Source organism: Nitrospirota bacterium, assembly GCA_016212185.1.
Classification (GTDB): Bacteria; Nitrospirota; Thermodesulfovibrionia; order UBA6902; family DSMQ01; genus JACRGX01.
The window spans coordinates 1-9085 of sequence record JACRGX010000102.1 but is presented as its reverse complement, the minus strand read 5'-3'; the positions used below and the strand labels follow the sequence as shown (position 1 = coordinate 9085).

General features: G+C 43.0%; 10 protein-coding genes. 2 read left to right on the top strand and 8 right to left on the bottom strand.

The window, feature by feature from the left end; all coding sequences use genetic code 11:
• From HZA10_11645 to HZA10_11615, 7 genes are all read right to left on the bottom strand, one after another.
• Positions 1-141 (bottom strand): DUF370 domain-containing protein (locus HZA10_11645; GenBank protein MBI5196956.1); only part of this gene is annotated, 141 nt, incomplete at its 3' end.
• Between the two features lie 259 nt (positions 142-400).
• A complete protein-coding gene (locus tag HZA10_11640; GenBank protein MBI5196955.1) occupies positions 401-1252 on the bottom strand; it encodes a YicC family protein in 852 nt (283 codons plus the stop codon).
• 53 nt (positions 1253-1305) lie between these two features.
• Positions 1306-3741 carry an ATP-dependent Clp protease ATP-binding subunit gene (locus tag HZA10_11635; GenBank protein MBI5196954.1) on the bottom strand — a complete coding sequence of 812 codons (2436 nt, stop codon included), beginning with the start codon at positions 3739-3741 and terminating at the stop codon, positions 1306-1308.
• Between the two features lie 124 nt (positions 3742-3865).
• On the bottom strand, positions 3866-4348 hold the full coding sequence (gene nrdR, locus HZA10_11630) for a transcriptional repressor NrdR (GenBank protein MBI5196953.1): 483 nt from the start codon (positions 4346-4348) through the stop codon (positions 3866-3868).
• 143 nt (positions 4349-4491) lie between these two features.
• A complete protein-coding gene (locus HZA10_11625; GenBank protein ID MBI5196952.1) occupies positions 4492-5736 on the bottom strand; it encodes a serine hydroxymethyltransferase in 1245 nt (414 codons plus the stop codon).
• 2 nt (positions 5737-5738) lie between these two features.
• Positions 5739-6191, bottom strand: a complete 453-nt coding sequence (gene rpiB, locus HZA10_11620; GenBank protein MBI5196951.1) for a ribose 5-phosphate isomerase B — start codon at positions 6189-6191, stop codon at positions 5739-5741.
• Positions 6192-6271: 80 nt separating this feature from the next.
• Positions 6272-7450 (bottom strand): aminotransferase class I/II-fold pyridoxal phosphate-dependent enzyme, encoded by a 1179-nt coding sequence (locus tag HZA10_11615; GenBank protein ID MBI5196950.1) that lies wholly within the window; start codon positions 7448-7450, stop codon positions 6272-6274.
• 577 nt (positions 7451-8027) lie between these two features.
• On the opposite strand from HZA10_11615, the gene HZA10_11610 reads away from it, so the two are divergent.
• Both HZA10_11610 and HZA10_11605 read left to right on the top strand, forming a co-directional pair.
• Positions 8028-8429, top strand: a complete 402-nt coding sequence (locus HZA10_11610; GenBank protein MBI5196949.1) for a nucleotidyltransferase domain-containing protein — start codon at positions 8028-8030, stop codon at positions 8427-8429.
• Positions 8419-8811, top strand: coding sequence for a DUF86 domain-containing protein (locus tag HZA10_11605; GenBank protein MBI5196948.1), 393 nt, complete (start codon positions 8419-8421; stop codon positions 8809-8811). The genes HZA10_11610 and HZA10_11605 overlap by 11 nt, the downstream gene beginning before the upstream one ends.
• A gap of 101 nt (positions 8812-8912) precedes the next feature.
• Here the strand turns inward: HZA10_11605 and HZA10_11600 are convergent.
• Positions 8913-9085 (bottom strand): hypothetical protein (locus tag HZA10_11600; GenBank protein MBI5196947.1); only part of this gene is annotated, 173 nt, incomplete at its 5' end.

Sequence of the window (9085 nt, the reverse complement as noted above, 5' to 3'; positions counted from 1 at the left end):
TGTTGCATCAATAAGCTTTCCCCTGTCCCTTGCCTCTTCCCTCATGCGCTTAATCGGGGATGAACCGGGTGAAACTATTGCTATAACCCTTGAAGCGGAAACAACATTTCCAAAACCGACATTTATAAGCGTCGGACCCATACCGGTTTTTTTCATTCACACCCCATGAAAAATAAAATGTAAAAATTAACTGCCTCGCAGTCCCGACATTTCGGGGCAAGGTATCTAAACCGTCATTCCGGCTTGTCCGGAATCTTTCTTCAAGAAGGATTCCCGACGCGCGGAGCCTGTCCCGACTTGTTCGGGGCTTGCGGGAATGACAAGCATAATATAGAGCTTACAAAGCAAAACTTTGAAGAATTTCTTAATTAAATTTTTCTTCAACAACTCTTAACTTTTTCTACTGTAAGTTCTGCGCTTGCTCCCTTATCTTTTCAAGCTCTGACTTAAGTTCAACGATAACAGGAGAGATCTCCGTGCTTGCCGCCTTTGAGCCTATCGTGTTTATTTCCCTGTGAATCTCCTGAATAATGAAATCAAGCTTTCTGCCGACTGCATCCCCTGATTTGAGCACATCTTCAATATATTTCAGATGACTCTTAAGCCTGACAATTTCTTCTGTAATGTCTGAGCGGTCAATCAGAATTGCAACTTCCTGCAAAAGACGGGATTCATCAATCATCGCATCGCCTAAGATTTCCCTCAGCCTGTCTGATAATGCCCTTTTGGCATTGGCGGTAAATCCCACCCGTTTATCCTCAATGCGGCTGACTCCGTCTTTAAGCGTCCGGATGCGTCCCGTAATGTCATTTGCAAGATTCTCCCCTTCCTGAATCCGCATCTTTTTAAGGTCCTCCAGCGCAGCTTCAACGGCGCTGCTTAATGCCGTAAACTCAATCTCAGGCTCATCGTAAGAAAAAATATCCTTTTGCGATGCAAGGACATCAATCCTTATATCGCCGGGGATGGAAAACTCATTTTTTAATGATAACAATGAATCATAATATTCCTTGGCTAAAGATTTGTTTATTTTAAGCCTCACTGTTTCTGCAAGCTGTATGGAAATAAACACCTCAATCCGGCCCCGTAAAAATTTTTCCTTAACGAGTTTCTTTATCTCAGGCTCGCAGAAATATAAAAAAGAAGGCGTCTTGACCTGCACATCAAGGGTCTTGAAATTCAGCGAACGGGCCTCAACCTTGAAATTGCCGCTTTCAGCCCTGCCGTAACCTGTCATTGACTGGATTTTCATTGATGTAGAATATTAAAACACAGAGGGGGGAATAAATCAAATCTGATAATGATTTAATGCACCAGCGCTTCTACTTCGCTCTCTACAAAAACAGGGGAATTGCCTTCAATAATGACATTAATCTTCTTCACATCCTTGAACCTGCCCTTGAGAAGTTCTTCGGACAACGGGTCTTCTATATTCTTCTGAATCGCCCTTCTCATAGGTCTGGCGCCGTATGACGGCTCGTAATTAGTCTCAAGCAGCCATTCTATCACTTCTTCGCTTAACTCAACGATAATGTCCTGCTCTAAAAGCTGTTTGTTAAGCTCAATCATCAGCAGGTTTATGATTTTAACCAGATGTTCTTTTTCAAGCTGGTGGAAAACAACAACCTCATCAACCCTGTTTAAAAATTCGGGGTTAAAAGTCTTTTTAAGTTCGCTTAATACGGTGCTCTTAATCTTTTTGTAAGCGCTTTCATGCGTCGGCACCTGAAAACCCAAAGACGTTTTTTCAGTAAACCTTGTGCCGATATTTGAGGTCATGATAATCACCGTATTCTTAAAATCAACCTTTCTGCCAAAATTATCGGTAAGTATGCCTTCATCAAGGACCTGCAGCAATATATTGAATACGTCCGGATGGGCCTTTTCTATTTCATCAAAGAGCACCACAGAATACGGCCGTCTGCGCACAGCCTCAGTTAACTGCCCGCCCTCTTCATAGCCGACATAACCCGGAGGCGCGCCTGTAAGCCGCGAGACATTAAACCTCTCCATAAACTCTGACATGTCAACCTTTATCAGGGCGCTTTCATCATTAAAAAGGAATTCAGCCAGCGCCTTTGCAAGCTCTGTCTTTCCGACGCCTGTAGGTCCGAGGAAGAAAAATGAACCAATCGGCTTTTTCCTTGATTTAAGCCCTGCACGGGACCTTCTGATCGCCTTTGAAACCGCCTTCACCGACTCTTCCTGTGCAATAATCCTCCTGTGAAGTTCATCCTCCATGCGAAGCAGCTTTTCAGATTCCTTCTCCTCCAGTTTTACAAGCGGAATTCCGGTAATCTTTGAAACTGTGTAGGCAACTTCCTCCTCATTGATGACAGGGATTTCTTTCTGCTGGTTCTCACGCCACTCCTTGTTAAGCTCCTCATACAATCTCCTGGCCCTCTCCTCCTCGCCTTTTACAACCGCTCCCTTCTCAAAATCATGGAGTTTTATATAAAGATTCTTTTCTTTGTTAAGCCTTTTTAAATCCTTTTCAATTTCCTTAAGTCCGGCAGGCATGGTAAATCTCTTAAGACTCATCCGGGAGCCTGTTTCATCCACTACATCAATTGCCTTGTCAGGCAGGAACCTCCCTGTAATATATCTATCGGAAAGAGTCACGCATACTCTGATTGCCTCTTCACTTATTTTAACCTTATGGTGAGTTTCGTATTTACCCTTAAGTCCCTTTAATATCTTTATGGTCTCATTGACAGTAGGCGGCTGTATAAATATCGGCTGGAAACGCCTCTCAAGCGCGGCATTTTTCTCTATGTATTTTCTGTATTCGCCCGGCGTTGTTGCGCCGATACACTGAATCTCGCCTTTTGAAAGAGCGGGTTTCAGCATGTTTGATGCATCAATGGAACCTTCTGCTGCGCCTGCGCCGACAAGCGTATGAAGTTCATCAACAAAGAGAATGACATTGTCAGACTGTGCAATCTCTTTCATCACAAGCTTCAGCCTTTCCTCAAACTGTCCCCTGTATTTTGTTCCGGCGATAAGGGAGCCGAGATCAAGGCTGATAATTCTTTTATTGATAAGATTTTCCGGAACATCTTCAGCAACTATCTTTTGAGCCAGTCCTTCCACAATCGCTGTTTTGCCTACGCCGGCCTCGCCTATGATTGCAGGATTGTTTTTAACTCTTCGGCCTAAGACCTGAAAAACCCTTTCTATCTCGCTTTCCCGTCCGATGATCGGGTCCAGTTTGTTCTCACGCGCTAATTGTGTAATATCCCTGCCAAACTCATCAAGCGCAGGGGTGTGGCTCTTCTTGTCCTTGCCGGCAGGCTGATGCCCGCCGCGCATTGCATAATTAATAGTAAGCTGGCGGGCGCCTAAAATATTTGCGCCTAAACTGCGGAGTATTTTCCCTGCAATGCCCTCTTCTTCTCTTATTAATCCTATGAGCAGGTGTTCGCTTCCTATGTAGCTGTGTCCTAAAAGCCGCGCCTCTTCCACCGCCAGTTCAAGAACCCTTTTTGCTCTCGGGGTAAACGGTATTTCGCCAAAGGTAAGAATATTTGATCCTGAAGGAAGGTTTCTCTCCACCTCCATACGCACCTCTTCGGAAGAGAGTCCCATTTTTTTCAGAATTATAACCGGAAGGCTGTCTTCTTCCCTCAGAAGACCAAGCAGAAGATGTTCAGTGCCGAGGTAATCATTCTGCCTTTTTTCTGATTCTTCTCTGGCATATATAATTACCTTACGGCCTCTTTCTGTAAATCGTTCAAACATCTTACTTTTAATTTAAAATATCTTTGCCTACTTGTCAAGGAAAGAGGAGGGGGGAAGTTTTGAAGGCATATATGCTGGTGTATTAAAGACGTAATTTATCCACCTGAGTCGGATAAAGAATAAATTATGATAGTGCGGGTTTTTTGGCTGCCTTTTTGTCAACGACAAGGCCTTTAATCTCTTCCATGAATTCTTTTATATCCCTGAACTGCCTGTAGACAGAGGCAAACCTGACATAAGCCACTTCATCTATGCCCTTAAGCTCCAGCATTATCTGCTCGCCTACCCATGAACTGGGGAGCTCTTTTTCGCCTGATTCCTGAAGCTTTTTCTCAATCCTTTCTACAAGAGCTTCCCTTGCCTCCATGCCGATAGGCCTTTTTTCGCATGCCTTTTCAAGCCCCCTGAGAATTTTCTGCCGGTCAAAAGGCTCTCTCCTGCCGTCCTTTTTAACCACAAGAGGGAAAATTTCTTCTATCCTTTCATAGCTTGTAAAACGTCCCTCGCATTTTAGGCACTCCCGCCTTCTCCTGACTATGTCTCCCTCTTTGCTGAGGCGCGAGTCAATAACTTTATCGTCAATATGTCCGCAGAAAGGGCATTTCATAATATTAATGCAGGGTTCGTGGATCCATTATCTTTCATTGCAAAATGCAAAATTAACATTTATCAAATATCAATTAAAAATGCTAATTGATAATTGATAATTTTGACTTGAATTTTTTGCCGCTCAGCCCCTTGAACCCTTTTTTATATTAGGTCCTCATACACAGAAAATTCTTTGCATAATAATTTAACTTTTTCTTTGACGCGGTTAATAATTTTTTTTTCTTGCGGGTTATTAATGATCTGAGCAATACATTCTGCTATGGAATCCATTTCAGGCTCTTTCATCCTGCGGCTTGTGACAATCGGTGTGCCGACCCTTATGCCGCTTGTTACGGCAGCTGGTTTATCATCATGCGGGATAGAATTCTTATTTACCGTTATGCCTGCGGCATCAAGGGCGGCTTCAGCTTCTTTGCCTGTGATAGCTTTATCCGTAAGGTCCATCAGCATAAGATGGGTATCTGTCCCGCCTGATACAATCCTGAATCCTTTTTTTATAAGTTCATCCGCCAGCTCCTTTGCATTCTTGACAACCTGAATCTGATATCCCTTAAATTCTTTTGTCATCGCCTCCTTGAATGCAACCGCCTTTGCGGCAATCACATGCATAAGAGGGCCTCCTTGTATGCCTGGAAACACCATCTTATCAATCGCTTTTGCATATTCCGCCTTGCACATCACCACGCCGCCCCTCGGTCCGCGGAGTGTTTTATGCGTCGTTGCAGTGACAAAATCAGCATAGGGAACCGGCGATGGGTGCAGCCCCGTTGCAATAAGTCCTGCTATGTGCGCAATGTCCGCAAGCAGGTAGGCCTTAACCTCTTTTGCAATATCAGATAGGGTCTTAAAATCAATTATCCTTGAATATGCGCTTGCGCCGGCAAGGATAATTTTGGGTTTATGTTTTTTTGCGAGGCGTCTTACATCATCATAGTCAATCAAGCCGGTTTTTTTATCAACGCCGTAAAAAAAGGTCTTGTAAAAAACGCCTGAAAAATTTACCGCCGCTCCATGTGAAAGATGCCCGCCGTGGGTAAGGCTCATGCCAAGTATTTTGTCGCCCGGTTTAATGAATGAAAAATAAACCGCCATATTGGCCTGCGTGCCTGAATGAGGCTGGACATTTACATGCTCTGCGCCAAAAAGCTCTTTGGCCCTTTTTATGGCAAGAGATTCAATCACATCGGCGTATTCGCATCCTCCGTAGTAGCGCCTGCCGGTGTAACCCTCTGCATATTTATTTGTAAAAACAGAACCCTGAGCCTCAAGCACAGCCCTGCTTGCATAGTTTTCAGAGGCAATAAGGACTATTTTATTCCTTTCACGCTCTATCTCTTTTATGATTGCTTCATAAACCTCAGGGTCAATTTTTTTTAATTCATTCATGTTTATTGACGTTTTACTTTTACCTCAATCGTTTTAATTTTATCAAGCCTTCTCTGATGCCTGCCTCCTTCAAAAGGCGTAGTAAACCATACCTTCACAATTTCTTTAGCCGTCTCCTTATCTATCACCCGGCCGGGCAATACCAGAATATTTGCATCGTTATGAAGCCTGCTCATTTTTGCGGAGAATGTTTCACTGCAGAGCGCCGCCCTTACATCCGGAAATTTGTTAGCTACGATAGACATGCCGATTCCCGTACCGCATATAAGGACGCCCCTGTCAACCTTGCCGTTTGAAACGGCATCAGACACTTTCTCGCCAAAATCAGGATAGTCAACAGACTCTTCGGTGTCAGTGCCGAAATTTATCCATTCAACAGAAAGTTCCTTAAGAACCGGAAGAATTTCATTCTTTAATGCAGCGCCGGCGTGGTCGCATCCGATAGCTATTTTCATTAATACCTTTCTCAGAATACCAGAAGTAAAATTATATTATCAGCATGATATTGGCAAGTCAACTTAAATTCCTGCAGGAGTTATATTCCCTTGCCCAGCGCCTTCTTGATTCCCCTTGCAGCCTGCTTAATCCTGTGTTCATTTTCAACCAGCGCAAAGCGGATATATTCATCCCCGCCTTCGCCAAAGCCTATCCCGGGGGAAACGGCAACGCCTGCCTCTTTGATGAGAAATTTTGCAAATTCAAGCGATTTCATTTTTTTGAACGGTTCGGGAATCGGCGTCCATACAAACATCGTCGCCTTCGGCGGCTCTATTTCCCATCCTGCATTTTTTAAACCCTGCACAAGCACATCCCTTCTGTTTTCATATACCTTCCTGATTTCCTCAACACATTCCTGCGGACCCCTTAGTGCAATAATACTTGCAATCTGTATCGGCTGAAACATCCCGTAATCCAGATAACTCTTTATCTTCGTAAGCGCCCCGACAACCTCCCTGTTGCCGACGCAAAAACCCACTCTCCACCCTGCCATTGAATAACTCTTTGTGAGGGAGAAAAATTCAACGCCGACGTCCTTGGCCCCTGACGCTTGCAGAAAACTTGCCGGTTTGTATCCGTCAAACGTAAGGTCTGCATATGCAAAATCATGGAGTACAACCAGCTCGTGTTCTTTTGCAAAACTGACAATTTTCTCAAAGAAATCCAGATTAACACATGCCGTTGTCGGATTGTGAGGGAAATTTATAATTAATATCTTGGGTCTCGGCCATGTTGATTTAAAAGCCTTCTGCATCTCATCAAAAAAATCAATCCCGATGCCGATTGGGATGCTCCTTACTTCCCCGCCGGCAAGTATGATGCTGTAAGGATGAATCGGATATGCAGGCGTCGGCGTCAGTGCAATATCGCCCGGCTCAACCATCGCATATGCAAGATGCGAAAGCCCCTCTTTTGCGCCGATAGTCACCACGACTTCTGACTCAGGGTCCAGGTCCACGTCATATCTGCGCTTGTACCACTCGGTTATTGCCACCCTGAGCTGTGTTATTCCCTTTGACGCAGAATATCTGTGGTTTTTGGGATTCTGCGCAGCTTCAACCAGTTTATCAATGATGTGCTTTGGGGTAGGAAGGTCAGGGTTGCCCATGCCAAGGTCAATAATGTCTTCCCCTTTTCTCCTGGCCTCCATTTTAAGACTGTTAACAATAGAAAAAACATAAGGCGGAAGGCGTTTGATTCTCTTAAATTCGTACATTCAATATCTCCTGTATATTACGTGATGCGTAACGCGTAATGCGTAACATATAATAATAAAACATTTTACGAATAACAAACAGCATTTATCTTCCCTGCGGCAAGACCACGGGGAATCTAATGCAAGGAATTTCTTTATCATATTCATTCGCTTAACCCCGTGGCAAGAACACTGGGAATACGCTCGCTATCCATTTAAAAATAACTGATTTCCGTACATAAATCAAGCTGTTATAATACACTATGACAAAAAAGAAAAATATTAAACATGAGGTATTTATAAAAATCTTATCCGCCTTTCCTTTATTTACAACCTTCGTATCGCCTGCAATGATTTTTACGCCTGCATCACTCGCGGCGTCTTTCATGGAAGAGAGAATTCGCTTTAAATCTTTCAGCCCAAGTCCTTCTTCAATGATTAAGCCTACTGTGAAAGCGGTCTTGCGCCGACCCTGCAGCTGCCGTGTCCAAGTAAAATTCTATCCATAGCCAATCGATATTTTAGCACAACAATAAAACAATTAATCAGGCGCCAGCCTTAACTTGACAATGCTGTCTTTCAGTCTTATCATTAGTTTATGAAAGACAAGAAAATCAGAGAGTTTTGTGAGAAAAACAACATTAAGCTTCTTGTTGTTTTCGGCTCAAGTGCCTCAGAGAAAACACGCTCGGCAAGCGATATTGACGTGGCAGTTAAATTCAGATCGGGCAGAATAATCTCCAAGTTAAACCTTATTTATAAACTTGACGACCTGTTTAATGGAAAACCCATAGACCTTGTCATCCTTACGGCAGATACCGACCCTTTGCTGCTTTATGAAATATTCTTCGGCGGGAAACCCCTTTACGAAGAACATTCCGGTATTTTTTATAATGAGAAACTCAGGGCGTGGAAGCTTTATATTGATACAGAAAGATTACGGTCAATGCGAAAAACTTATCTTAAAGAATTTGCGAGGAAAATTAAAAATGTCGCCTGATATCGTAAATAAAAAACTTGCATCTATGGCAATTTATTTAAACGACCTCCTGCCCTATAAAAAAATCTCTTATGCTAAGTTTATGGAGAAACATTATGAGATAGAGCGATTGCTTGAACTTCTTGTAATGACTGCCAGCGACATTATTTTTCATCTGATTTCAGCAAAAGGGGAAGAAACGCCGGCTTCTTATAAGGCAGCTTTTCTAAGGGCCGGGGAATTAAAGATAATAAATAAAAAGTTGAGCGAAAATCTCGCACTCAGCGCAGGATTAAGAAATATCCTCACTCATGAATACGAGGAGATAGATTACCGCATCTTACACAAAAGCATTCCCATGGCAATAAGGGATTTTACTGCATTTATAAAAAAACTTTCATAAAGAGCTACAACATAATGACATACAATCAATATTTACAACGCTTTATTGGTGTGAAGGGTCAAATGAACTACCCTGCGGGTCGGAATCTACTCGCACCGACACTAATCCTTTTTTTTCCACAGTTCCTTTTCAAGTTTTAAGAGATTGAGATAATGCTCTCTGATTTGAGGAGGGAGTTCGTTCAGGAGGGCCAGTACCTCTTTTTTAGAGGCAGACTTTTTTCTTTTGTATTTATATTCAGATTCATCTTCGCAAACAGATGGAGCTTTTTCAT